The 25099-nt window shown below is 64.5% G+C and carries 21 protein-coding genes, 1 tRNA gene and 2 pseudogenes; 14 read left to right on the forward strand and 10 right to left on the reverse strand.

The window, feature by feature from the left end:
• Positions 1-66 precede the first annotated feature (66 nt).
• Positions 67-134, reverse strand: a tRNA-Ile gene (locus tag AU465_RS05620).
• Positions 135-426: 292 nt separating this feature from the next.
• Positions 427-975 carry a histidine phosphatase family protein gene (locus tag AU465_RS05625; RefSeq protein ID WP_192244774.1) on the reverse strand — a complete coding sequence of 183 codons (549 nt, stop codon included), beginning with the start codon at positions 973-975 and terminating at the stop codon, positions 427-429.
• 176 nt (positions 976-1151) lie between these two features.
• Between AU465_RS05625 and AU465_RS05630 the strand changes: the two genes are divergently transcribed.
• From AU465_RS05630 to AU465_RS05640, 3 genes are all read left to right on the forward strand, one after another.
• The gene (locus AU465_RS05630; protein WP_192244843.1) at positions 1152-2102 is read left to right on the forward strand and encodes an AEC family transporter; all 951 of its coding nucleotides are present in this window, start codon (positions 1152-1154) and stop codon (positions 2100-2102) included.
• A gap of 170 nt (positions 2103-2272) precedes the next feature.
• Positions 2273-3730: an NAD-dependent succinate-semialdehyde dehydrogenase gene (locus AU465_RS05635; protein ID WP_192244776.1), complete on the forward strand. Its 1458-nt coding sequence runs from the start codon at positions 2273-2275 to the stop codon at positions 3728-3730.
• A 96-nt stretch (positions 3731-3826) separates the two neighbouring features.
• Positions 3827-4864: an aldose epimerase family protein gene (locus AU465_RS05640; RefSeq protein WP_192244778.1), complete on the forward strand. Its 1038-nt coding sequence runs from the start codon at positions 3827-3829 to the stop codon at positions 4862-4864.
• On the opposite strand, the gene AU465_RS05645 is transcribed toward AU465_RS05640, so the two are convergent.
• Positions 4843-5763, reverse strand: coding sequence for a sugar kinase (locus tag AU465_RS05645; RefSeq protein WP_192244780.1), 921 nt, complete (start codon positions 5761-5763; stop codon positions 4843-4845). The two genes, AU465_RS05640 and AU465_RS05645, sit on opposite strands and share 22 nt — an antisense overlap.
• A 155-nt stretch (positions 5764-5918) precedes the next feature.
• On the opposite strand from AU465_RS05645, the gene AU465_RS05650 reads away from it, so the two are divergent.
• Both AU465_RS05650 and AU465_RS05655 read left to right on the forward strand, forming a co-directional pair.
• Positions 5919-6362, forward strand: coding sequence for a FixH family protein (locus AU465_RS05650; RefSeq protein ID WP_192244782.1), 444 nt, complete (start codon positions 5919-5921; stop codon positions 6360-6362).
• A gap of 7 nt (positions 6363-6369) precedes the next feature.
• Positions 6370-7578 (forward strand): cytochrome-c peroxidase, encoded by a 1209-nt coding sequence (locus AU465_RS05655; RefSeq protein ID WP_192244784.1) that lies wholly within the window; start codon positions 6370-6372, stop codon positions 7576-7578.
• Here AU465_RS05655 and AU465_RS05660 read toward each other — a convergent pair whose 3' ends face one another.
• Entirely contained in the window at positions 7579-8031 is a 453-nt protein-coding gene (locus tag AU465_RS05660) for an Lrp/AsnC ligand binding domain-containing protein (RefSeq protein ID WP_192244845.1), read from the reverse strand.
• Between the two features lie 164 nt (positions 8032-8195).
• Here AU465_RS05660 and putA point away from each other — a divergent pair, with 164 nt between their 5' ends.
• Positions 8196-11804 (forward strand): bifunctional proline dehydrogenase/L-glutamate gamma-semialdehyde dehydrogenase PutA, encoded by a 3609-nt coding sequence (gene putA / locus AU465_RS05665; RefSeq protein ID WP_192244787.1) that lies wholly within the window; start codon positions 8196-8198, stop codon positions 11802-11804.
• A 240-nt stretch (positions 11805-12044) separates the two neighbouring features.
• Here putA and hmuQ read toward each other — a convergent pair whose 3' ends face one another.
• The 4 genes and pseudogenes from hmuQ to AU465_RS05685 all read right to left on the reverse strand — a co-directional run bounded on the left by hmuQ (position 12045) and on the right by AU465_RS05685 (position 16194).
• On the reverse strand, positions 12045-12359 hold the full coding sequence (gene hmuQ / locus AU465_RS05670; RefSeq protein ID WP_192244789.1) for a heme-degrading protein HmuQ: 315 nt from the start codon (positions 12357-12359) through the stop codon (positions 12045-12047).
• A 68-nt stretch (positions 12360-12427) separates the two neighbouring features.
• Entirely contained in the window at positions 12428-13528 is a 1101-nt protein-coding gene (locus AU465_RS05675) for an energy transducer TonB family protein (protein WP_312891216.1), read from the reverse strand.
• 6 nt (positions 13529-13534) lie between these two features.
• Positions 13535-13974: pseudogene (locus AU465_RS05680) on the reverse strand (hypothetical protein).
• Between the two features lie 6 nt (positions 13975-13980).
• A complete protein-coding gene (locus AU465_RS05685) occupies positions 13981-16194 on the reverse strand; it encodes a TonB-dependent hemoglobin/transferrin/lactoferrin family receptor (RefSeq protein WP_192244791.1) in 2214 nt (737 codons plus the stop codon).
• A 199-nt stretch (positions 16195-16393) separates the two neighbouring features.
• Between AU465_RS05685 and hemP the strand changes: the two genes are divergently transcribed.
• The 5 genes and pseudogenes from hemP (at position 16394) to AU465_RS05710 (ending at position 20522) form a co-directional block, all read left to right on the forward strand.
• Positions 16394-16600 carry a hemin uptake protein HemP gene (gene hemP / locus AU465_RS05690; RefSeq protein ID WP_192244793.1) on the forward strand — a complete coding sequence of 69 codons (207 nt, stop codon included), beginning with the start codon at positions 16394-16396 and terminating at the stop codon, positions 16598-16600.
• A 50-nt stretch (positions 16601-16650) separates the two neighbouring features.
• The gene (locus AU465_RS05695) at positions 16651-17712 is read left to right on the forward strand and encodes a hemin-degrading factor (RefSeq protein ID WP_192244795.1); all 1062 of its coding nucleotides are present in this window, start codon (positions 16651-16653) and stop codon (positions 17710-17712) included.
• An 11-nt stretch (positions 17713-17723) separates the two neighbouring features.
• Positions 17724-18617 carry a heme/hemin ABC transporter substrate-binding protein gene (locus tag AU465_RS05700; RefSeq protein ID WP_192244797.1) on the forward strand — a complete coding sequence of 298 codons (894 nt, stop codon included), beginning with the start codon at positions 17724-17726 and terminating at the stop codon, positions 18615-18617.
• A 6-nt stretch (positions 18618-18623) separates the two neighbouring features.
• A pseudogene (locus AU465_RS05705) lies at positions 18624-19726 on the forward strand (FecCD family ABC transporter permease).
• Between the two features lie 7 nt (positions 19727-19733).
• Positions 19734-20522, forward strand: a complete 789-nt coding sequence (locus AU465_RS05710; RefSeq protein WP_192244799.1) for a heme ABC transporter ATP-binding protein — start codon at positions 19734-19736, stop codon at positions 20520-20522.
• Here the strand turns inward: AU465_RS05710 and rirA are convergent.
• Positions 20519-20980: an iron-responsive transcriptional regulator RirA gene (rirA, locus tag AU465_RS05715; RefSeq protein ID WP_192244802.1), complete on the reverse strand. Its 462-nt coding sequence runs from the start codon at positions 20978-20980 to the stop codon at positions 20519-20521. The two genes, AU465_RS05710 and rirA, sit on opposite strands and share 4 nt — an antisense overlap.
• Before the next feature lie 211 nt (positions 20981-21191).
• Between rirA and AU465_RS05720 the strand changes: the two genes are divergently transcribed.
• The 3 genes from AU465_RS05720 (at position 21192) to AU465_RS05730 (ending at position 23617) form a co-directional block, all read left to right on the forward strand.
• Entirely contained in the window at positions 21192-22487 is a 1296-nt protein-coding gene (locus AU465_RS05720; protein WP_192244804.1) for a DUF445 domain-containing protein, read from the forward strand.
• 67 nt (positions 22488-22554) lie between these two features.
• On the forward strand, positions 22555-22983 hold the full coding sequence (locus AU465_RS05725; RefSeq protein WP_192244806.1) for a phasin family protein: 429 nt from the start codon (positions 22555-22557) through the stop codon (positions 22981-22983).
• A gap of 136 nt (positions 22984-23119) precedes the next feature.
• Positions 23120-23617, forward strand: coding sequence for a MaoC family dehydratase (locus tag AU465_RS05730; RefSeq protein ID WP_192244808.1), 498 nt, complete (start codon positions 23120-23122; stop codon positions 23615-23617).
• 18 nt (positions 23618-23635) lie between these two features.
• Here the strand turns inward: AU465_RS05730 and AU465_RS05735 are convergent, their stop codons facing one another.
• Positions 23636-25033 carry an aminotransferase-like domain-containing protein gene (locus tag AU465_RS05735; RefSeq protein WP_246505891.1) on the reverse strand — a complete coding sequence of 466 codons (1398 nt, stop codon included), beginning with the start codon at positions 25031-25033 and terminating at the stop codon, positions 23636-23638.
• Between the last annotated feature and the right edge of the window lie 66 nt (positions 25034-25099).

Genomic DNA, 25099 nt, shown 5'->3' on the forward strand with positions numbered 1-25099 from the left:
GTTACCCATGTCTCCGGTATGAACCGTAACCTATGTGTCCAGAATGGACCCCGGCTTATCAGGCCGTTGGAGAAGGATTCGAACCTTCGACAGTCAGATTATGAGTCTGATGCTCTAACCAATTGAGCTATCCGTGTCGTGGGTGTGGGAATTGAACCCTGCCTCCGGACCCAAATCCGGCGCTCTCCATGAGCTACACCCGCAAGTCCCAACACTCCGAAACGGCGCCGTACACAGCGCGGCAAAGCCGCCTGCGCGGGCGGAGACGAAAGCTCCAACCGTTCTGCTCGCTTCGGTTTTCGTGACCGGGAGCGCGCCTATAGACCCTGCGACGGGTTGTCGCAAGCGGCATTGTCGCGGCGGATTTGCGGCTTCTTTCGGCGGTGGCATTTTGGCAACAGTCCTGAGCCGTGCAGGCCGACGCCCTCAGAAGGTGACGCGGCCGAGCACCTTGAGTCCGTCGCCCTCCGGCGCCACGACCACGGCTTCGCCCTCGCGTGGTGCGATGCCGGTGAGCGCCACGATGTTTTCCAGATGCGTGACCAGCACCAGATTGTCGGAACCGGAATAGCCGCGGATCTCCTTCATCACTGCCTCCATCTGGGCAGCCTTCTGCTCCGGGTCGGTCTTGAGCAGATCGAGCGGCGCAAACGGTTCCGGTTCGGCCTCAAAAGCGATGCGGGCCGTATCGAGGCAGCGGCAGTAGCGGCTGGAGAGCACGCGCTCTATTGGCGCCGCGCGCGCCGCGAAGAGGGCGCCGATGCGGCTTGACTGCTGCTTGCCGCGTTCCGACAGGTTGAGCTGAGTGGCGCAGTTGCCGATGTCGAAATTCGCCGGATCGGTCGCCCCGGTGACGAAGGCATGGCGAAGCAGAACGATATGGCCGCCGTCGCGCAGCAGTGCCCAGCCCGCATCGGTTGCGTGGGCAATGCTCGGAACGACAAACAGGAAGAGTGCCAGGGCAAGTCGCAGCATCGAGAGTCCTTTGACGGTCCCAGAAAGGCCGGGGCCGTGAATGGCATATAGGGACCGCAAAGCCGGTCAGAAGACAAGCGGAGGAACCGGTGGTCGACGCTGAGGCGTTCCGCGAGCGCCCGATTGCACCGCGATCCGCGCTCGCCTATCACGGGAAAAATGTCGCCGCCCCAAAAATGACTCCGCTCACCGAAACCGTCCTCTTCGTCTTCAGCCTCGTCGCGCTCGGCTATCTCGCCGGGTTCACCGGCTATCTGAAGCCGGCAAGCGGCGAAGGCATATCCGAATTCGCCGTCAACGTGGCGATGCCGCTGCTGCTCTTCCAGACTATGGTGAAGTCGGACTTCCACGGTGTGGCCCCATGGTCGCTGTGGGGCGTCTACTTTGCCGCGGTCGCCGTCACCTGGGCCGCCGGCCATCTGGTGACGACGCGCATCTTCGGCCGGGATGCCCGCGCGGGAATCGTCGGCGGCGTTTCCTCGGCCTATTCCAATGTCGTGCTGCTCGGGGCGCCTTTCATCCTCGGCATTTTCGGCCCGAACGGCTTCGAGGTCTTGTCGCTGCTCGTCTCCATCCACCTGCCGGTCATGATGATGGCCTCGATCGTGCTGTTCGAGATGTTCGGCCGTGGCGGCAGCGAACCGGTGCATCCGCTGCGCGTCGTCAGGAATTTTCTGAGGCGGCTGTTCGTCAATCCGTTGATCATCGGCATTCTGGCGGGGCTTGCCTGGCGCTTAACCGGCGCGCCGCTGCCGGCGCTGATCGGGCGGCTGGTCGACGCGCTCGCCGATACGGCCGGACCGGTGGCGCTGTTTGCGATGGGGCTCAGCCTGCGCCGCTTCGGCATCTCGGGCAACATCCGGCCGGCGCTCGCGCTGTCGGCGCTGAAGCTCTTCCTGATGCCGGCGCTGGTGCTTCTCCTGGTCTGGCTGCTCGGCCTGCCGCCGCTGACGGCAAAGGTGGCCGTGGTGGCGGCGGCGCTGCCTTCCGGCATCAATTCCTATCTCATCGCCGTCCAGTTCAACACCGGCCAGGCACTGGCGTCGAACCAGATGACAATCGCCACAGCAAGTGCGGTGCTGACCACGTCGTTCTGGCTGACAGTGGTCGTGCACGTGTTCGGCTAGGGCCATTAGCCCAGCCGGCTCTCGCCTTTGCTGGCCTAACCCCTATATGCCATCTTGTGATTGCTTGCCGGGCTTTCCCTAGGTAAGAGCAATGCGCCAGCGTGCGGCCTTGCACGCCCATCGAATATCCAGAAAAACGGCCGATCAGCGCGCCGAACGGAGGCCAGACCATGCTTCAGAAAACCAGTCATTTCATGCGCCAGGCCAATCTCATCAACGGCGAATGGGTGCAGGCCGACAGCGGCCAGACCGTCGACGTCAACAATCCGGCCACGGGCCTCAAGATCGGCACCGTGCCGAAGTCGGGCAAGGCAGAAACGCGCCGCGCCATCGAGGCCGCGGAGGAAGCCTTCAAGAGCTGGCGCAAGACCACCGCGCTCGAGCGCTCGAAGCTGTTGCGCAAGCTGCACGATGCGATGATGGACAATCAGGACGTGCTGGCCGAGCTGCTCACCATCGAGCAGGGCAAGTCGCTGTTCGAATCCAAGGGCGAGATCGGCTCGGCCGCGAGCTATATCCTGTGGTTCGCCGAGGAAGGCCGCCGCACCTATGGCGACATCGTGCCGTCGCCCTGGGGCGACCGCCGCATCCTGGTGACAAAGGAACCGGTCGGCGTCATCGCCGCCATCACGCCGTGGAATTTCCCGTCCTCGATGCTCGCCCGCAAGCTTGGTCCGGCGCTGGCCGCAGGCTGCACGGCCGTGGTCAAGCCGGCTTCGCAGACGCCTTACTCCGGCCTCGCCTGGGGCGCGCTCGCCGAGGAGGTCGGCTTCCCTAAGGGCGTCATCAACATCCTGACCGGCTCGGCCGGCGAGATCGGCGACGAGATCTGTGCCAATCCGCTGGTCAAGAAGATCACCTTCACCGGCTCGACCGAGGTCGGCAAGATCCTGATCCAGAAGTCGTCGGTCACGGTCAAGAAAGTGTCGATGGAACTCGGCGGCAACGCGCCGTTCCTGGTCTTCGACGATGCCGACGTCGATCGCGCCGTCACCGGCGCCATCACCGCGAAGTACCGCAATTCCGGCCAGACCTGCGTCTGCACCAACCGCTTCCTCGTCCAGGCGGGCGTCTATGACAAGTTCGTCGAGAAGCTCGCCGCCGCCAGCGACAGCCTCAAGGTCGGTTCCGGCCTGGAAGAAGGCGTGCAGCAGGGGCCGCTGATCGACGAGAAGGCAGTCGAGAAGGTCGAGGAACTGATCGCCGATGCAACGTCGAAGGGCGGCAAGGTCGTCGCCGGCGGCAAGCGCCATGCGCTTGGCGGTTCATTCTTCCAGCCGACAGTCATCGCCGATGCGACGCCGAAGATGCGCTTCATGAAGGAAGAGATCTTCGGGCCGGTCGCGCCGGTGTTCAAGTTCGAGACCGAGGAAGAAGCGATCGCCTTGGCCAACGACACCGAGTTCGGCCTCGCCTGCTATTTCTACACCGGCGATCTCGGCCGCGCCTTCCGCGTCATGGAAGGGCTGAAATACGGCATGGTCGGCGTCAATGAGGGCCTGATCACCACCCCCGAAGCGCCGTTTGGCGGCGTCAAGGAATCCGGCCTCGGCAAAGAAGGCGGACATCAGGGCATCGAGGATTATCTCGATACCAAATATGTCTGCATCGGCGGGCTCGGCCTCTGACTGCCAGCCACCGGTGGGGCAGGCACCTGGTCTGCCCCCGCCGGAGGCAACCAGCATAGTCCGCGGATCAATGAACTGACGTTTTCGGGCACAGCGATGAAGGACGGCGAGGTCTTCGGTACGACGCAGGCGGGCGAGCGGGTTCGCCGTTTCACCATCCGCGGCGGCGGGCTGACCGCCAACGTCATCGGGCTCGGCGCGATCATCCAGGATTTGCGGCTTACCGGTCACGACGCGCCGCTGGTGCTGGGCTACGACCGGTTCGAACCCTATGAGACCGATCGCGCCTATTTCGGCGCCGTGGTCGGCCGCTTCGCCAACCGCATTCGCGACGGCCGCTTCACCATCGCCGGCAAGCGCTACCAGACGGAGCGCAACTTCCTCGACAAGCACACGCTGCACGGCGGCTCGGAAGGCTATTTCCACCGGCCATGGACCGTCTCGCTGCATGGCCGCGATTTCGTGACGCTGACGCTGCACGATCCGGACGGCACGATGGGCTTTCCAGGGGCGCTGGACGTCACCTGCACCTACCGGCTGAAGATTCCCGGCACGCTCAGCATGGAGTTGACCGCCACATGCGAGGAGCCGACGCTCTGCAACCTGGCGCAGCACTCCTACTTCAATCTCGACGACGGTGGCGCCGGCGACATCCTCGACCACCGGCTGATGCTCAATGCCGGCGCCTACACACCCGTCGATAGCGAGATGATCCCGACCGGGGCGGTGAAGCCGGTCGACGGCACACCTTATGACTTCCGCCAGGCGAGGCCGTTGCGCATGGAAACGGAAGGCGAGCAGCTTCCCTACGACGTGAATTTCTGCCTCGCCTCGAGCCGTGGACCGCTGCACCAGGCGGCCTGGGTGCAAGGCGCCAATTCCGGCATCGAGATGGAAGTCTGGACCACCGAACCCGGCCTGCAGCTCTATATCGGCCAGTATGTGGCGCCGACATCGCCTGGGCTCGACGGCCGCCGCTACAAAACCTTTTCAGGCTTCTGCCTCGAAGCGCAGGCCTGGCCCGACGCGCCGAACCGGCCCTATTTCCCGCAGGCTACGCTGTGGCCTGGCCAGATCTACCGTCAGGTGACGGAATACAGGTTCAGGCTTCCTCAGCCGGCAGACGCTGCTTGAAGCGTCTCAAATGGCGCCAACGCGCCGCGAACCTGCACGACGGCGGCGGCCACTTGATGCGCGCGCCGAGCCGCGTCGGCGGCCGCGTGGCCGGAGAGCCGTGCTGCCAGATAGCCGCCATTGAAGGAATCGCCCGCGCCAGTGGTGTCGACGGGCGAGGCGACATGCACGGCTCCCACTGTTTGCAAGGCTCCATTCATGGCAATCAATGCTGGTTGTTCACCATTCTTGACGACGACCTCGCCGACTAACCTGCCCATGCGTTCGGCGGTCGCCTGCGGCGCGATATCGCCAAAGAGCATCTGTTCGTCAGGGAAGGTCGGCAGCGCAATGTCGGTAACCGCCAAGGCTTCGAGGATCGCGGCCTGCGCCGTCTCGCGGCTCTGCCAGAGCCGTGGACGATAGTTGGGATCAAAGGCGATGAGGGAGCCTGCCGCGCGCGCCATGGCGACCGCCGCCAGCAACGTCTTGCGCGCCGGTTCATCGAGAATTGCCAGGGTGATTCCGGAAAAATAGACAAGCGCCTGGCTTTCAAGGCTTTTCGCCAGCGCAGCAGGATCTGAGGCCAGTTGGCGCGCCGCGGCATCGCTTCGCCAATAGGTGAAGGCGCGCTCGGCTCCGGTGAGCGTGATGGCGTAAAGGCCGGGTCTGGCACCGGCAATGACCGGGCTGTTGCCGATGCCAATGCCGTTCTGAGCGAAGAAACCGATCTGATCGCGGGAGAAGGGATCGTCGCCGAAGGCGGAGACATAGGTCGCCGGCCGGTTCGGGCTCAATGCGTGCAGAGCCCATAGCGTATTGAAGGTGTCGCCGGCAAAGCCCATGCGCCAGTTCGGCCCTGCCTGGCCCGACAGTTCGAGCATGCATTCGCCGATCGACGCGATACCATTGGCTTCCATTCGGCTTATCCTCCTAAGGCTTTGTTGCTGTAGCTTTTTGCAACCGCTAGCGCCATGCTTGGCTAAGGCCGATATTTGCGCCAGAAGCGATTTCCCACAGGCGGGACGGGATGCTGCATGCAGCCCGTGACGTTATCAGCCGAAGAGGAACCGGTTTGGCATCGATATGGCGTTACATTCTTGCGGGTCTCGGTCTGGCTGCCCTGCTGGTCGGCATCCTGGCAGTCGTCTATCTGACGGCGCCGCACTCGGCACCGGGCCCCGACACGTCGCGCTCCAAGAAGACGGCGAGCGGGCTGTTTGTCGCCAGCTTCGAGCCGGAGCGCGGCGTCATCCGGCAAGGCGAGTTGCAGTCCTGGCTGCTGACGCTGAAAACCGCCGCCGGCGCCCCGGTGGAGGGTGCTGCGATCACCGTCTCGGGCGGCATGCCGCAGCACAATCACGGCCTGCCGACCAGTCCGCAGGCGACCGACTATCTGGGCGGGGGACGCTACCGCATCGACGGCATCAAATTCACGATGAGCGGCTGGTGGCAGCTGCGCTTTGGCATCTCAGCGGCGGCGGGGTCCGATTCCGTCGTCTTCAACATCGTCTTGTGAGCGGCCGATGAGGCGTCTTGCCCGCGTCGCAAGCCTTTCCGCTCTGGCCGCGCTCGCTTTGCTTGGCGGCTGCGGCAAGCCCGAGTTCAGCGACGCCGAGAAGAAGACCATCGCTTCGCTGGCGTTGAACACGCTGCCGGCGCTTAAAGCGGACACCACGAACCAGTACGCAGATGTGCCGGCCGCGGCAGCGCTCGGATCGACGCTGTTCTTCGATGTCGGCATGAGCCGCGACGGCACGGTGTCCTGCTCGACCTGCCACAAGATCGATCGCCAATTCCAGGACGACCTGCCGCAGGCCGTCGGCGTCGGCCGCACCAACCGGCGCACCATGCCCTTGGCCGGCGTGGCGCGCGATCCCTGGTTCTTCTGGGACGGACGGCGCGACAGCCTTTGGGCGCAGGCGCTGACGCCGCTCGAAAATCCGCTCGAGCAGGCCGGCAACCGCGCTGCCTTCGCGCACTACATCAAGAACCGGTTCGGCGAGCGCTATGAGCGAATCTTCGGACCGCTGCCCGATCTGTCGGCAGTTCCGGCCAATGCCAGCCCTCTCGGCACCGATGCCGAAAAGGCGGCATGGAACGCAATGCCGGCCAGCGAGCATGAGGACGTCAACCGTGTCTTTGCCAATATCGGCAAGGCAATCGCCGCCTTCGAGCGATCAATCGAGCCGCAACAGACGCGTTTCGACCGCTTCGCCATCGATCTCGCGACCGACAGCAAGCCGCAAGGCGACGCGGCATTCTCGGCGGAAGAGATTCTCGGGCTGAGGCTGTTCATCGGCAAGGCCAATTGCGTGACCTGTCACAATGGGCCTCGTTTCACCGACAACTCTTTCCACAACACCGGCGTGCCGCCAGTCAAGGATCTGCCGCCGGATCGCGGCCGGGTCGACGCGGTGGCTCAGGTTCAGGCCGATCCGTTCAACTGCTTCGGCAAGTTCCGCGACGGCGACGCCAGCGCTTGCCGGGAGCTGCGTTTCATGGTGAAGGATGGGCAGGATTTGGTGCGCGCATACAAGACGCCGTCGCTGCGGGGCGCGGCCGCCCGTTCGCCCTATATGCATGCCGGACAGTTTTCCACGCTCGACGAAGTGGTGGCGCATTATTCGAAGGCAGCGCCCAGCGTCGAAGGCGTTTCGGAAGTCCATCCGCTCGATCTGTCGGATCGAGAGCGGGCGGCGCTGGTGGCGTTTCTCAAGACCCTGTCCGAGTAGCTATCGGTCCTTCACCGTCTCCATCGCCACGAAGGTCGAGGTCTGCGCCACGTGGGGGAGGGCCGAGATGCGCTCGCCGAGCACGCGGCGATAAGCGGCGATGTCGGTGGTGCGGACTTTCAGGAGATAGTCGAAGCTCGACGCCATCATATGGCACTGCTCGATTTCCGGCACGCCCTGCACCGCGCGATTGAAAGCGTCGAGCGCGGTCGAGCGCGTGTCGGAAAGCTTCACCTGGACGAAGGCGACATGGCCTTCGCCCATGCGTTCGCGGTCGATGATCGCGCGATAGCCCCTTATATAGCCGTCCTTCTCCAGCCGCTTCACCCGCGCCTGCACCGGCGTCTTCGACAGGCCGACCCTGGTCGCCAACTCCGACATGGAAAGCCTGCCGTCGCGCCCGAGCGCGGACAGGATATTGCGGTCGATGCGGTCCAATTGATCTTCGATCATCGATTTCATAGTGAAATTGACGGATAGGAGCCATATATCATAGTTCGATCAGACTATCGTGGCGATTTCTTTGGACCGACCTAGATTTCCAATTGTGCTAGCTTGCGCCAATTGGTCCGGTGATCGCCAGACCGCTCCCTAATGCTCGCTTTCATGGACCCGATATGCCGCTCGATGCCATCCGCCAGCAGATCCGCGCCAACTATTTGCCCGACGAAGACGAGGCGGTGAAGCGCCTCTCCGCTGCGGCCGGGCTTTCGGCGGAGGAGCGCAAGGCGATCTCGGCCCGCGCCGCCGATCTGGTGCGCGCTGTGCGTGGCTCGACTGATCCTCGGCTGATGGAGGTTTTTCTCTCCGCCTACGGCCTGTCGACCAAGGAAGGCGTGGCGCTGATGTGCCTGGCCGAGGCGCTGCTGCGCGTGCCCGACGCCGAGACGATGGACGATCTCATCGCCGACAAGATCGCGCCGCATGACTGGTCGGCGCATTCGGGCAGTTCGAGCTCAATCTTCGTCAACGCCTCGACCTGGGCGCTGATGCTTACCGGCCGCGTGCTCGACGAAGGCGAGGGCGGCATCGAAGGCACGCTGCGCGCCATGGTGCGCAGGCTCGGCGAACCGGTCATCCGCAAGGCCGTCGCGGCGGCGATGCGCGAAATGGGCGAGCAGTTCGTGCTCGGCCGCACCATCGCCGAAGCGGTCAAGCGCGGCCGGCCGATGACGCAGAAGGGCTATCTCTATTCCTTCGACATGCTGGGCGAGGCGGCGCGTACCGAGGCCGACGCACTGCGCTATCACAAGGCCTATGCCGACGCGATCTCTTCGCTCGACGCCGGTTCGAATGGCCCCGACATCCGCTACAACCACGGCATTTCGGTCAAGCTATCCGCGCTTCATCCGCGCTATGAGGTGGCGAAGAAAGAAAAGATGCTACCGGTGATGGCCGAGCGGCTCCTGTCGCTGTCGCTCGCCGCGCGGCATTCGCGCATGGGCCTGAATATCGATGCCGAGGAGGCCGACCGGCTCGATCTGTCGCTCGACGTGATCGAAAAGGTCTTGGCCGAACCGGAACTCGCCGGCTGGGACGGTTTCGGCGTCGTCGTCCAGGCCTATGGCTCGCGCGCGGCCTTCGTCATCGACTGGCTCTATGCGCTGGCGAAAAAATACGACCGCAACATCATGGTACGGCTGGTGAAGGGCGCCTATTGGGATACCGAGATCAAGCGAGCGCAGACGCTTGGGTTAACCGGCTATCCGGTCTTCACCCGCAAGACCAACACCGATGTCTCTTATCTCGCCTGTGCGAAGAAACTGCTGTCGATGACCGACCGCATTTACCCGCAATTCGCCACCCACAACGCGCATACCGTGGCGGCGATCTTGTCGATGGCGAAGGATCGCAATTCCTTCGAGTTCCAGCGCCTGCACGGCATGGGCGAATCCCTGCACGAGACGGTGCGCAAGTCCGAAGGCACGCGCTGCCGCATCTACGCGCCGGTCGGCGCGCATTCCGATCTGCTCGCCTATCTGGTACGGCGGCTCTTGGAAAACGGCGCCAACTCCTCCTTCGTCCATCAATTGACCGACGAGGAGGTCGAGCCGGAGGAGATCGCCCGCGATCCGCTTGAGACAGTGGAAAGCCAAGGTCCCGCCGCCAATCCGGCGATCGCGCGTCCGGCCGCGATCTTCGGCGCCCACCGGCGCAATTCCAAAGGTTTCGACATCAGCGATCCGGTGACGCTTGCGGCCATCGACAGAGCAAGGGCGGAATTTGCCGGAGCGGACCGCTGGCACGCCAAGCCGGTCACGCGCGCCGCCGGCTACGGCAAGCAGCGCCAGATCGTCAATCCGGCAAAGCCCGACGAGATCGTCGGCACCGTGCATGAGTCGGCGGCCAAGCAGGTGGCGACCGCCGTGCGCATCGCCGTCGACGCGCAGCCAGCCTGGGCAAAACGCCCGGTTGCCGAGCGCGCCACGATCCTCAACCGCGCCGCCGACCTCTACGAGGCCAATGCCGCCGAGTTCTTCGCTTTGGCCACCCGCGAGGCCGGGAAGTCGCTGGCCGACGGCGTCGCCGAAGTGCGCGAGGCAGTCGACTTCCTGCGTTATTACGCAGCCGAGGCGGCGAGTGCCGAAGCTGGCACCGAGGCGCGCGGCGCTGTCGTCTGCATCTCGCCGTGGAATTTCCCGCTGGCGATCTTCACCGGCCAGATCGCCGCGGCGCTGGTCACCGGCAATTCGGTGATCGCCAAGCCCGCCGAACAGACCCCGCTGATCGCCTTCCGCGCCGTCGAGATGCTGCGCGAGGCCGGCGTGCCGGAGGACGTCATCCAGCTTCTGCCGGGTGACGGCCCCTCGGTCGGCGCGCCGCTCACCGCCGACCCGCGCATCGCCGGCGTCTGCTTCACCGGCTCGACCGAGGTCGCCAAGCTGATCGAGAAGCAACTGGCCGAGACTGCGGCGCCCGACGCCATGCTGATCGCCGAAACCGGCGGATTGAACGCCATGATCGTCGATTCCACCGCGCTGCCCGAGCAGGCGGTGCGCGATATCCTCGCTTCCGCTTTCCAGAGCGCCGGCCAGCGCTGCTCGGCGCTGCGCGTGCTCTATATCCAGAAGGACGTCGAGAAGAAGATGCTGGAAATGCTGAAGGGCGCGATGGAAGCGCTTACCGTCGGCGATCCGTGGGCGATCTCGACCGATGTCGGTCCGGTCATCGACGACGAGGCGCAAGGCTCGATCAGCGACTATTGTACGAAGAAGGGGCTGGAGGGCCGACTGGTCGCCAAGCTGGAGGCGCCGAAGAACGGGCGCTTCGTCGCGCCGCACGTCTTCCGCGTCAAGGGCATCGAGGAGATGGAGCGCGAGGTGTTCGGCCCGGTGCTGCATGTTGCGACCTTCGACGCCGACGATATCGATGCGGTGATTGCCGCTATCAACCGCAAGGGCTACGGCCTGACCTTCGGCCTGCACACCCGCATCGAGGGCCGCGTGCAGCATTTCGTCGACGGCATCCATGCCGGCAACATCTATGTCAACCGCAACCAGATCGGCGCCGTCGTCGGCTCGCAGCCCTTCGGCGGCGAAGGGCTGTCGGGCACGGGGCCGAAGGCCGGCGGGCCGCATTATCTGCGCCGCTTCCGCAAGGGACCGGAGGCCGGTACGGAGGTCGGCGAAGGCCATAAGGTGACGGCGACCGAACTCGCCGACAATCTGCCGGATCCGACGCTGCGCGGCTGGTCGACGCGGCCGGATCGCGTGGCGATCCTGAGAAAGCATCTGCGCGGCAAGGGGGCGGCGGCGATTGCCGCCGCGGCGAGCCTCGATTTCGGCCAGGTCGACCTGCCGGGCCCGACCGGCGAAGCGAACACACTGTCGCTTTCGCCGCGCGGGCGCGTGCTCTGCCTCGGGCCGGATGCCGACACGCTGCTTGCCCAGACCATCCAGGCGCTTGCTGCGGGCAACGCCGTTCTGGCGGTGGCGCCGGGCGCGCCTGCGGCGCTGTCGGCGCTGACCGGCAAGGGCCTGCCGCTTGCGGCGATCGACGGCCGTCCCGACCCGGTCGAAGCGCGATCGCTGCGCGTCGATGTCGTCGCCTTCTCCGGCAAGCCGGAAGCCGCGCGCGTCGTGCGCAAGGTGATCGCCGAGCGCGCCGGGCCGATCGTGCCGCTGGTCAGCGAAGTGCTCAACCCGGCGGCCTATGCGCATGAGCGCGCGGTCTGCGTCGACACGACCGCGGCGGGCGGTAATGCCAGCCTGCTCGCCGCTGCTTAGGGCGTATTGACATTCAGGTGATGCCGGCCTGCGAATGGCGGCTTCCTGCGCTTCCGGCCTTCGCCGGCCGAAGCATTTATGAGTGGCGTGGCAGCTAAGGCTACGGCCGGCGTAGGCCGGTGCTCACGTACTTAAGTACGCTCCGCTCCGGTTCTCCGAAGCCACCATTCTCGACTCGGCCTGACCTGAATCTCAACACACCCTATCCGTCGAAGGAAGTTGGCCATTGCTCGTCAGCGGTCAGGCGCCTTCGACGACTGAAAACCCTTCGAATTGCGGATGGCCGAGATAGTGCACCTGCGAGCTGCCGGCGTTGCGGTGGGCGTCGCGGAAATTCTCCGACTTCGTCCAGGCGACAAAATCGTCGTGGCTCGCCCAGACCGTGTGCGAGGCAAACAACGTATAGCCCTCGGTCTCGTTGACCGGGCCGCGCAGCAAATGGAATTCCTTAAAACCCTTCATCTCGGAGAGGCTGGAATCGCGGTTTTTCCAGACGTCCTCGAAGGCTTCTTCCGAGCCGTTCTGGACCTTGAAGCGGTTCATGGCGATGTACATTGGTTTCCTTCCAGAATGAGTGCCCTGTGGCGATTGGTTGAGGGTATGAAACGGCGAGGCGGCGGTTCTTAAAACGGACCGATGCGGGCTTTGAACACCCAACTCGACCTGCCGGTCTCCGGTGGAATGGGCGGGAACGGGGCTTGCTGGCGCACCAGTTTCAGGGCGAATTGGTCCAGCTCGGCAGACCCTGAACTTTCTGCAAGCTGCAAGTAGCTGATGCTGCCATCGGCCATGACAACGAAAACCACCCTGGCATTGTTGCGGGCCTTTTCCTGAATCGCTTTCGAAACGCGACGGTTGGCGCGGGCAAGCTTCTTCTGGATTTCACCGCTGTAGCGGGATCCCATCGCATTGCCGGCCGCGGCCTCTTTTTTGCCCTTGCTGGAAATCACCGGCTGGTCGCGTTTCTCGCCATCCGCCGCGCCGCGAGAATCATTGGTTTTGCTCGTTCCTTCAAGTCCGGCTGGTCCGCTTGGCCTTGCAGTTGGGACCGGTGGCGTCCCGGTATCGGCAGGAGGCGTCCCGGCGCTTTGCATCTGAACCGCAGACGATGTTTCCTGCGGCTCAGCCCTTGGAGCGATATTCTGATCATCCTGGCGCGGGATGGCAGCCGTCAGCGCGTCCGGAGTGGCGGTCGCCCGTTTGACGGCTTCCGGCGGAGGCTCAGGTGCCGCCGGCTCCTCTACTGCTTGAGGCGTGTCGGTTGGAGGCACGGATCGAACTGCCTCAGGCTTGGCCGGCCGCGGATCAGGCACCAAGGTCACATCCATCACGCCAGGGTCGCGGCCATCCAAAGCGCTGCCGACCACATCAGCGCCTGATTGATCAGAGCCTTCGGACTGGATTGCATCGATGGAATCGATTGTACCGGCAGATGCGATCAGAAATGCCGCCGCGGCAGCGGCATGGAGCAGACAGGAGACCGCAATCGCCACCGTCCATTTGCGCTCCCCGGCCGACTGCTGCGCTTGCGCAAGCGGTTCGGCCGGCACGATCGCCAGTTCGTTGCCAGCGTCGGGGAGGGGGCTGATTTCATGCATGTCTCGCGACGAGACCTGCCGCGAGCGACGTGGAATTGTCAAATCAAGATCGGTTGCCGAAAGTCGCCCGAAGCCGAAGCTAGCCAAGGGCCAGGCAACGGCATTTCGGGTGAGCGTCAGCGCCACGGCTTGTCAGACCCCGAAAGCGATGCCGGTCTTGGTCGAAGTCTTCAGGCCGCGCATGCACGCCGCCGGCTCGACGCCGGTTCCGGCGCATTCCGTCGCGCTGTTGATCAGCACGCGGCTGATCTTGCCGCAGTCGGCCCCGGCAAGATCGAAGCGCGTGACTTTCGTCTTGCCGGCAGGCAGGTCCTTGAAATCGAGCACGGTGAGGCGGTCGACGACGCCGGCCTCGTTGAACAGCGCGATCTCGAAAGCCGCCTTCGACAGGTCGGCGCCGAGCGCGTGTTGACGATGAAGGTCAAGCGGCAGCCCTTGTCGGAGGGTTGCGCGGCGTTGAGCTCGAGGTTTAGGGCCGGGGCCGGCGCGGACTGGGCCCACGCCGGCGCCGTTGCAAGCGACATCGCCAGCGCCGAGGTCAAGAGACGAAGCGATGTCGTTGAACGTAGCATTTCCAATTAGCCTCCGAAACGCATGGTTGCTGCCAGCTTCAGCGTGATGCCGGGTTCGTAGAGAACGGCGGTCGTGCTTCCGTTGAGCGGGTTGGTGTATTTGACGTCGAACAGATTGTCGGCGCGGAAGTCGACCTTGAGATTGTCCGTCGCCTGGTAGCTGGCAAAGGCATTGACCAGCGTGTGGTCCTTGGCCACCGGATTGCCCTTGGGCTTGCCGTTGTATTGCACCTCGCCGCCGACCGTCAGCTTGTCTTCGAGGAAGCGGAGGCCGAGCTGCGCGGTCAGCTGCGAGGAGGGGATGCTGGCAAGATCGGCCCGCTCGCCTTCATACGAGATGGTGTGGCCATTGATGATGGAGGCCGAGAGCCCGGCATAGCCCCAGCCGGCGTCGTAGACGCTTTCCAGCTCGAAGCCGTTGATCTTGGCCTTGGCGAAGTTCTGGTACTGGAAGCAGATCGGGATGCCTGGGCCGAATGGGCAGCCGCTGGTCGGGTCGAAGGCCGAGAGCGTGACGCCGTCGATGTAGTCCTCGACATTGTTGTTGAAATAGGCAGCCTTGAGCCGCAGCGCGTCGCCGGCCTCGACAATGTCGTTCTGCTTGTAGTTGACGCCGAATTCGACGGTCTTGCCGGTTTCGGGCCTGAGATTGGGATTCGGCAGGAACGGGAAGGTGACGCCCGCCGGATGGTTGCCGCTGATGAGCGTCTCCGTCAGCGAGGGCGAGCGGTAACCTTCCGCGTAGGTGCCGTAGAACTGCAGGCCCGCGAGGCTGGCGCTTTCAAAGGGTGAGACCCCGACGGTGATGCGCGGCGACAGACGGTCGCCCGATGTCTCATGCGCGGAGTCTTTCAGGCTATAGCTGTCATAGCGTAGGCCTGTGATGACCTCGAGCCATTCCCAGGTCAGCTTGTCCTGAATGTAGGCGCCCGACACGTTGCGCTTGCCGGACGGCGTATAGAAGCTGTCGCCACCGGCCGTGCCGCCCGTCTCGACGTCGTCGCCGACCCAGTCGCCGCCATAGGTCAGTTCGTGCGCAATGCCTGCGGTCTCGAAGCGCGAGGTGTTCCAGATGTCGATGCCGGTGGTGCCGACATCGAAGGTCGACAGCGAGCCGGCCGGCAGTACGACGGGCAGGCCTGTGCTCGGATCGAACCGATTTTGCGGGACAAGCGTCGTCAGATCGAGAACGGTCTTGTTGTAGGAGGTGTTGATGTGGAGGTCGAGCCAGCTTTTGGCGTCGTCGGTGATGTTGTAGCGGGCAGTGAAGGTGTTCGACTTGAGATCGACATCGTTGGCGGGAACGCCGCTGCTTGTCTCCGTCCATCCGTCGCTGGAGCCGACCCAGCCGAGCTTCAGCTCGCTGTTTTCGGTCGGGTGGATGGTGGTCTTGAGCAGGCCGCTCAGCACGTCGAAGCCGGTGCCGGCCACGGTGTCGCCGCCGCCATTCTTGTAGTCACCGTAGTCCCGATAGACGATGTTGCCCAGAACATCCCAGTTTTCGTTGAAGCGGTAGGCGCCGCTGGCACTGGTGGTCCAGCCCTTGCCGTTGCTTTCATAGCGCCCGGTGACGGAGGCGGCCCAGCTTTCCTTCGGCTTGAGGAAATCTTCGGCGTCCTTGGTGTCGAAGAAGACGACGCCGCCGATGGCGCCAGAGCCGTAGGTGTTGGCGACCGGGCCACGGATCACGTCGACGGATTTGATGAGCTCGGGATCGACATAGAAGGTCGACTGCGTGCCATGGTCCGAGCGCTGGAAATCCTGCCTGGCGCCGTCGACGATCACCGCGACGCGGCCGAAATCCTGCAGGCCGCGGATGTTGATGCTGGAGCTGACCCGCCGCGCGTCGGCCTGCACGGTGACGCCGGGAACGCCGAGCAGCATCTCGTTCGGCGTCGTCGCCATGCGCCGTTCAAGCTGCTCCTCCTGGTCGACATGGCTGGCCGAGGCCAACGACTGGATCGCCGTCTCGCCGGTGCGGCTGATGACCAGGATCTTGTCGAGCAGAGTTCCCTCGGCAGCGGGTTTCTCATCGGCCTTCTTTTTTTGATCGGCCTGCTGGTCGGCCGTCGGCTGCGCGGCCTGTTGCGCTTTCGCGGCCGGCACGCCGAGCGCAATTGCCGCTGCTCCAGTCATTAGTAGGGCGATTGCCTTCGCCATCGATCGGAAGCCCGGGCCGGCATCCGCCTGGCCCGTCCGTCCCCAATTCACCAACCCCATGCCCCAACTCCAGATTCAAGGCTCGATGCTGGCTGGCGCGGGGCTCGCTTGCATTTTTGATCACGTCCGGCGTCTTAAATGTTGACTCATTTAGTCCGGTAATGCACTGACTAGTAAACATGACTATTCAAGTCAAGAATTGAATCGGCAATTTACGAGCGCCTGGCCAGACGGCCGGCACAGCAGAAGGACCGACCCGATGAACACGCATAATCCCAACGACTTCCGCTATCGCGTCCGCCGTTCGGACGACACGCAGCCCCGCTACGACCGGGTGCCGATGGCGGTGCGCACGCTCTCCAGCAACACACTGTTCCAGGGCGAGCATGAGATTGGCATCGAGCATCATGGCGCGCTCTACCGCCTGAAAATCACCCGCCAGGGCAAGCTGATCCTCAACAAGTAAGCACAATCGGCAGGCGGAACAGTGCAGACAAAGGTGGGCAGGTGGACGACATGGACCAGCGCGTGAAGCCGTCGCCGGAAGAGATCCGGCGGGCACGGGAAGGCAATCCGAAGATGCGCGAGCGCGATCTCGCAGCCCAACTCGGCATTTCGGAAGCGGAGCTGGTCGCGGCGCATTGCGACTATGGCGTCGTGCGCGTCGAGCCGCGTGCCAACGACCTGTTGACCGGCCTCGAAGCGGTCGGCGAGGTGATGGCGCTGACCCGCAACGAAAGCGCCGTGCACGAGAAGATCGGCGTCTACGACAAGGTCGTCACCGGCAACCACAATGCCATGGTGCTCGGCGAGAACATCGACCTGCGCATTTTCCCGAAAGTGTGGGCGCATGGTTTCGCCGTCGAGAAGCGGGACGGCGGTGAGATCCGCCGCAGCCTGCAGTTCTTCGACGCGGCTGGCGAGGCGGTTCACAAAGTGCATCTGCGGCCGGCCTCGAACCTCTATGCCTACCAGAAGCTGGTGGCGAGCCTCGAATCGTCGACCCAGGAACCGACGGTCACGATCGCCTCAAGCGCGCCGGGAGGCGAAGGGGAGGCTCAAGGCTCGGTCGCCAGCATCGACGACCTGCGCGACCGCTGGAGCCGGCTGACCGACGTGCATCAGTTCTTCGGCATGCTGAAGACGCTGAAGCTCAGCCGCCGCGAGGCGGTGCGCATGGTCGGCCAGGACTATGCCTGGCTGCTCAACAACGATGCCGTCGGCGCCATGTTTCACCACGCGGCGGAAGGCAAAATGCCGATCATGTGCTTCGTCGGAAACCGCGGCTGCATCCAGATCCATTCCGGTCCGATCAAGTCGGTCAAGCCGATGGGGCCGTGGATCAACGTGCTTGACGAGACCTTCCACCTGCATCTGAGGACCGACCACATCCGCGAGGTCTGGGCGGTGCGCAAGCCGACCAAGGACGGCCATGTCACATCGCTCGAAGTCTATGACGCCCAGGGCGGCATGATCATCCAGTTCTTCGGCAAGCGCCATGAAGGCGAGGGCGAGCGCGAGGACTGGCGTTTTCTCGCCGAGAACCTGCCCCGGATCCCCAGTCCGACCGCTGCATGAGGCAAGACCCAATGCGTGCTCCATTCGATTTTCGCCCGGCGCTCGCGCCGCTGCTCGGCGCTCTGCTGGCTTTCACGACGCTGCCCGCCGGCGCCGAGGAAGGAGCGGCAACCTTCTCCGATACGTCGCGGCTCGTCGCCATCGGCGGCTCGATCACAGAGATCGTCTATACGCTCGGCGAGGAAGGCCATCTCGTCGCCCGCGATTCGACGAGCTATTTCCCGCAAGCCGCGCTCAAGCTGCCCGATGTCGGCTATATGCGTGCGCTGTCGCCGGAGGGTGTGCTCTCGGTCAACCCGTCGGGGATCCTCGCTTTGCATGGCAGTGGCCCGAAGGAAGCGGTCGACGTGCTGAAGAAATCGAGCGTGCCCTTCGTCGAAGTGCCCGAGCACTACAGCCATGAAGGCATCCTCGAAAAGATCCGGGTCGTCGGCAAGGCGCTGGGGGTCGACGCCAAGACCGAAAAGCTTGCAGCGGAGACGGACGCGAAGCTGACGGCGGCCGAAAAGCAGACGGCGTCGATCAAGGATCGCAAGCGCGTGCTGTTCGTGCTGTCGACGCAGGGCGGCAAGATCCTTGCCGCGGGCAGCGACACCGCCGCCGACGCCATCATCAAGCTCGCCGGCGCGATCAACGCGGTCGAGGGTTTTTCCGGCTACAAGGCGATGTCCGACGAGGCGATCGTCACCGCCAGGCCGGACGTGATCCTGACGATGAAGAACGCCGGACCGCCGGTCTCCGAAGATGAGCTGTTCGCCAATCCGTCGATCGCCACGACGCCGGCGGGTGCCGCCCGCAAGGTGATCAGCATGGATGGCGGCTATCTGCTGGGCTTCGGGCCGCGCACGGCCGAAGCCATCCACGATCTCGCCGTTTCGCTCTACGGCAGCCAGGTTACGGACTGAACGGCGATGGCCGAACAGTCGATTGCCGGTGCGGCGGGCATGACGATGGCAGCCGATGGCGACCGCTCGGCACGAGCAAGGATCGTGATCCTGCTTTTGTCTGTTGCGCTTGCGCTGTCAATATTCCTATCGCTGACCTCGGGCGCTTCGGACGCGTCCGCTGTCCGCGTCATCCGCGACTGGCTCACCGGAGCCGTGCCGGCCGATGCGGCGCTTGCCGCGCGCGACCAGCTGATCGTCTATGACATTCGCATGCCGCGCGTCCTGCTCGGCGTGCTGATCGGCGCGGCACTCGCAGTTTCCGGCGCGGTGATGCAGGGTCTGTTCCGCAATCCGCTTGCGGACCCCGGCCTGATCGGCGTCTCCGCCGGTTCGAGCCTCGGCGCGGTGGCCATCATCGTGCTCGGCACGACCTGGCTCGCGCCTGTGACGCTGGCCCTCGGCACGTTTGCCCTGCCGCTGGCGGCCTTCTTCGGCGGTCTTTCGGTGACATTGCTGCTTTACGCCATCGCGACGCGCCAGGGCCGGACCTCGGTCGCCACGATGCTGCTCGCCGGTCTGGCGATCGCCGCCCTCGCCATGGCGCTCACCGGCATCCTGATTTTCATGGCCGACGACAGGCAGTTGCGCGACCTGACCTTCTGGCAACTCGGCTCGCTCGCCGGCGCGACATGGCCGAAGATCGGCACCGTCGGGCCGGTGATCGTGCTGGCGCTGGCCGCAATGCCCTTCCTGTCGCGCGGCCTCAATGCACTGGCGCTTGGCGAGGCGACTGCCGGCCATCTCGGTATTCCGGTGCAGCAGCTGAAATACACCGCCATCGTTGGGGTGTCGGCTGCGGTCGGCGCGTCCGTCGCCGTCAGCGGCGGCATCGGCTTCATCGGCATCGTCGTGCCGCATCTCTTGCGCATCGCGATCGGCTCCCGGACAACCGTTACCTTTTGCCGGCCTCGGCCTTGCTCGGCGCCTCGCTGCTTCTGCTCGCCGATGCGGTCGCCCGCACTATCGTCGCTCCGGCCGAGCTGCCGATCGGCATCGTCACCGCGGTTGCCGGCGCGCCGTTCTTCCTGTGGATCCTGTTGCGCAAGCGCGGCGTCGTCGATTTGTGAACTGCCGATGATCGAAGCACGCAGCATCTCCGTGGCGATCGGCGGCAAGCGCATCGTATCGCATGTCGATTTCGCGGCGCGGCCGGGTGAGGTGACGGCAATCGTCGGACCGAACGGATCGGGCAAGACGACCCTGCTCAAGGCGCTAACCGGCGAGCTTCCCTATTCCGGCACGGTCGCCCTCAACGGCCGCGATCTGTCCGCCATGAAGCCGGTGGAGGCAGCGACGCTGCGCGCGGTGCTGCCGCAATCCACGACACTCTCCTTCCCCTTCACCGTGCGCGAGATCGTGCGCCTCGGCCTGATCGGCGGTCGCTCCGGCGTGCTGCCCGGCGAGGATGCGCGCTTGCCCGAGCGGGCGCTGGCGCGAGTCGATCTCGACGGTTTTGCCGGCCGCTTCTACCAGGAGCTTTCCGGGGGCGAGCAGCAGCGCGTCCAGCTTGCGCGCGTGCTCTGCCAGGTCTGGGCGCCGGTGCTGGAGGGCAGGCCGCGCTATCTGTTCCTCGATGAGCCGGTCTCAAGCCTGGACGTCAAGCACCAGCTCATCATCATGAACATCGCCCGCGACTTCGCCCGGCGCGGCGGCGGCGTGGTGGCGATCCTGCACGACCTCAACCTGACAGCCATGTATGCCGACCGCATTTTCGTGCTGCACGTCGGCCAGCTGGCTGCAGCCGGCTCGCCGACGGATGTGCTCAACGACGAATTGATCGAGAAGGTATTCGACTGCCGCCTCAAGGTCGGTGCGCTGCCGGCGGCTAGTGTGCCGTTCGTCCTGCCGCAATCAGCCGCTTAGGCGGCCGGAGCGCGTTGCTCCAGGAGGTCGATGCCGAGCAGGTGACGCACGTCCGGGCGCGCTGCGACGAGGTCGGCGATCGTGTAGCGGGAAAGCACGGCAAAGAAGGCGTTGAGCGCCTCGCGCAACGCCGAATTCAACGCGCAGCTGTCGACCAACGGGCATTCGGCGGCGTCGTTCTCGAAGCATTCGGCCATGGCGAAGCTCTCTTCGGTGACGCGCACGACATCGAACAGGCTGATCTGCTCGGCCGGGCGGCCGAGTCTTACGCCGCCGTTCCTGCCGCGCACGGTCTCGACTAGGCCGGCCTCGACCAGCGGCTGCAGGATCTTGAACAGGAACAGCTCCGAAACCGAATAGGCGGCGGCGATCTCGGGGATGCGGCTCAGCCTGTCGGTGTTCGCGGCGCAATACATCAGTATGCGCATCGCATAGTTGGTCTGGCGCGTGAGCCGCATGGTATCCTCGCAAAAACATTAGCTTGAGCCGAATATGGCCCATAGTTTGGAACAATTCCAGACTGGAGCGCCACATAGCTGAATAATCGTGTCAACTTTTTGTGCATGCCGACGCGTATGAGCGGCCCGATATGTCCCACAAGCTTTGGGCGAGCGTTTCGCCGCCGAAGGTCCTAGATAAGTGCGGGTGCAAACAGGAAACGGCCTTTCCATGTCACAATCAGCTCCGGCCCTCGCGTCGGTTCGATTCGACGCCGATGCGCAGGCAAAGCTCTCGGCATTGCGGCGGACCAAGTTCACTGCCGCCGCGGCGCTTGGCCTGTGCATCCTTGTCTTCGCGCTCACCAAGTCTTTCCAGGGCAGCCATCCGTGGCTCGGCTTCGTCGCCGCCTTCGCCGAGGCGGCGACCATCGGCGGGCTCGCCGACTGGTATGCCGTCGTCGCGCTGTTCAGGCGGCCGCTTGGGCTGCCGATTCCGCATACCGCCATCATCCCGGAGAACCAGCACCGCATCGCGGACAATCTCGGCCGCTTCATCGAAGCCAATTTTCTGGCGGCGGAGCCGGTGCGGGAAAAGCTCGCCGAGGTCGACTTTGCGGCGCTGGTCGCCGACTGGCTGGCCGACAGCGAACGCGCGGCGGGGCTATCGCGATTCGTCGCTCGGCTGGTGCCGCAGACACTGACGGCTGTAGAGCAGTCCGGGCTGCGCGACTTCGTCGCTAGCCGCATGCTGGAGCAGATCGAAAAGGTGCCGCTGGCGCCTTTAGCCGCGGAGTTGTTGTCGGCGCTCACCGACGATCGCCGCCATCAAAAGCTGTTCGACGAGTTTACCAGGGTGGTCGGGCGTTTTCTGAACGACGAGAAGGCGCTGGCGACGATGCGCGAGAAGATCCGCGAGGAGCTGCCGTCGCTCTTCAACCTGTTTCGCGCCGATGCCTATCTCCTGAAGAAGATCGTCGCCTCCGCCGGATCACTGCTCGATGAGGTGCGGGCCGACCCCAACCATCCGATGCGCGCCGAATTCGACCATTTCGCGCTCGCCTTCATCGAGCGTCTGCGGACGTCGAAGCAATATGCAAGACGCGCTGAGAAGCTGAAGCGCGATTTCCTGGGCCGCCCGGAAGTCAGGGCGCTGGCCGGCGACACATGGGCAAGCATGCGCCTCTTCATCGAGCAGGACGCCAACGCGCCCAATTCGATGATCCGCGAGCATCTCGCCAATATGTTCGTCGAGGTCGGCCGGCATCTGGCCGACGATGCCCAGATCAGAGCCGACATGAACCAGGGTTTTGTCGTGGCGCTCGCTTCGTTCGTCGAGAACCAGAAGACTGGCGTGTCGAAATTCATCGCCGATCAGGTCAAGCGCTGGGACCTGGCCCAGCTGACGCGGCTGATTGAGGTGAACATCGGCAAGGACCTGCAATATATCCGGTTCAACGGCATGGTGATCGGCGGCTTGGCCGGTTTGGTGCTCTATACGGCCGAGCGGATGTTTCTCCTCAATTGACGCGGACCGGGCGCGCACTATTCTCCCTAGCGGGTGCCGCAAAAGCGGCAGATCGGGAGGCGACGACATGGCAAGACAACCGGAATCCGATTCTTTCCTGGACATGTTCAGCAGGTTCGGCCGCGACCTGAAGCTGCCGAAGGTCGACGTCCAGGCGATCCTCGATCATCACCGCAAGAATCTCGAGGCTCTGGACAAGTCGGCCAGGGCAAGTGCCGCGGGCGCGTCGTCCGTTCTGTCGCGGCAGCACGAAATGGTGCAGGAGGCGCTCGGCGAAATCACCCGGATGGCGCAAAACTACCAGGCCCCGGGCAATCCGCAGGAGTTGATCACGAAGCAGGTGGATTTCGCCAGGAAATCCTTCGAGACGACGCTGAAGAATGCCGGCGAGGTCGCCGACCTGGTCCGGAAATCCGGCGCCGAATCGATCGAAATCCTGCGCGACAGGATCAAGGACGCGATGGCGGAAATCCGGGCCGGCTACAACGGGAAGTGATCCAGCGGCGCGTGAACACGCGTTCCCAGCTCGCAGCGAAACCGTCAACTCTAAGAGCAAAATCGCGCGTCCGCGAATTGACAGGAGCCGCCGGTTCATGGTCGGGAGACTGGCAGAAGCCACCGGGAAAGCAGGAATGACGGAAAATCGGCCGAGAACGCCGCCGACCTTCGAACAGTTGCGGACAATGGCCGGCCAGGAGATCGGCGTGTCGGACTGGACCACGGTCGACCAGCAGCGCATCGACCAGTTCGCCGCGTGCACGGGCGATCATCAGTGGATCCATGTCGATCCGGAGCGCGCGAAGCGTCAGAGTCCGTTCCGCACCACGATCGCGCATGGCTATCTGACGCTGTCGATCATCGGCGCGCTGGCGCTCGAGATGGGCATCGTGCCGGAAAACACGCAGGCCGCCTTCAATTACGGCTTCGACAAGGTGCGTTTCCTGGCGCCGGTGAAGTCCGGCGCGCGCATCAGGCTGCGCACAACGCTGCTCTCCATGGAGGATCGCGGCCCGGGCCAGTACCTGATGAAGGCTGCCAACACCGTCGAGATCGAAGGCGAGCAGAAGCCGGCGCTGACCGCCGAGACGCTGGTGATGATGTATGAGCGCCGCAAGCGGGCAGCGACCTGAGCGGCAGACCGTATTCCCTCACGTTGCCATCGCCGTCTCGAGCACCCTGAAGATGCGTTCATCCCCGCATTGGGCGGCATTGAAGCGCATGAAGCGGCCGGCGGTATGCGACAGGCTGAAGGCATTGCCCGGCGCCAGCACGACATTCTCCGCCAGCGCATGGCGAGCGACATCGGCAGCGTCGACGTTGTCGGGCAGGCGGCACCACAGGAACATGCCGGCCGGCTGGTCGATCCAGGGCATGATGCCCATCGCTTTCAACCTGCTGGCGGTCTCAGTCATGGCGCGCGCCAGGCGGGCACGCAACTGCTCGACATGCTTGCGGTAGCTGCCGTCCTTCAGCAGGGTCAGCACCAGCTCGGAGGAGAGCCGCCCGCCGCCGAAACTCGTGGCGATCTTGAGGTCGGTCAGCCCCTCCATCCAGTCGCGGGGTGCGGCGATGAAGCCGCAGCGCACCGAAGCCGACAGCGTCTTGGAGAAGGAGCCGATCTGGACGACGCGGCCGAGGCCGTCGAAGGCCGCCAGCCGCGGCGCCGGCGAGTGCTCGAAATCGGCGAAGATATCGTCCTCGATGATGGCGAGGCCGGATTGGTCGGCAAGCTTGAGCAACCGGTGGGCAACGACCGGCGAAAGCACCGCGCCGGTCGGGTTGTGGAGCGCCGAATTGGTGATGTAGAGGCGCGGCCGATGCTCGGCGAGCGCCTGCGCGAACAGGTCGATATCGGGTCCGGTTGGCGTCATAGGGACGCCGACGACCTTCGCGCGATGGGCGCGCAAAAGCGCATGGAAGTTGAAGTAGCAGGGATCGTCGACCAGCACGGTATCGCCAGGCTCGAGCAGGAAGCGGCACAACAGGTCGATCGCCTGCGTTCCGGATTCGGTGAGCATGATCTGGTCCGGCGAAGCCTCGACGCCATGCGCCGACAGGCGGCGGGCCAAGAGCTGCCGCAGCGCCGGCAGGCCGAGCGGCGTGCCGTAGTCGGCAAGCGTGGCGTCGTCGGTCCGCGCTGCACTGCGCAATGCCCGGCGCAAGGCGGCCTGCGGCATCCATGAGGCTGGCAGCCAGCCGCAGCCTGGCTTCAGCATGTCGCCGCTCGCATCCAGCGACTGCCGTGAGACCCACAGCGGATCGACGGCCCGGTCGAGCCGCGGTCCGATCTCGGCCAGCGACAGCGGCGCGAGCGGGCCGGCGGCATAGAAGCCGGAACCGGGCCGCGAACGGATTATGCCCTCGGCCGCGAGCCGCTCGTAGGCCTCGACCACGGTGGACTTCGACACCTGCATCGCGCCGGCGAAGGCGCGGATCGACGGCAGGCGCGCGCCCGGCGTCAGGATGCGCGCGGCGATCCGCTGCCGGATTGCCGCCATGATCGTTTCGACGAGTGTTCCGCCGGCATTCGGGTCGGGCGTGTCCATCTGTACTTCTCTACAGACCATTACAGTTTTGCGGAATTGTACCCCATTGTCTCTGGCTATGCCATG

It is taken from the genome of Mesorhizobium silamurunense (genome assembly GCF_014843905.1).
GTDB classification, from domain to species: Bacteria; Pseudomonadota; Alphaproteobacteria; order Rhizobiales; family Rhizobiaceae; genus Mesorhizobium; species Mesorhizobium silamurunense.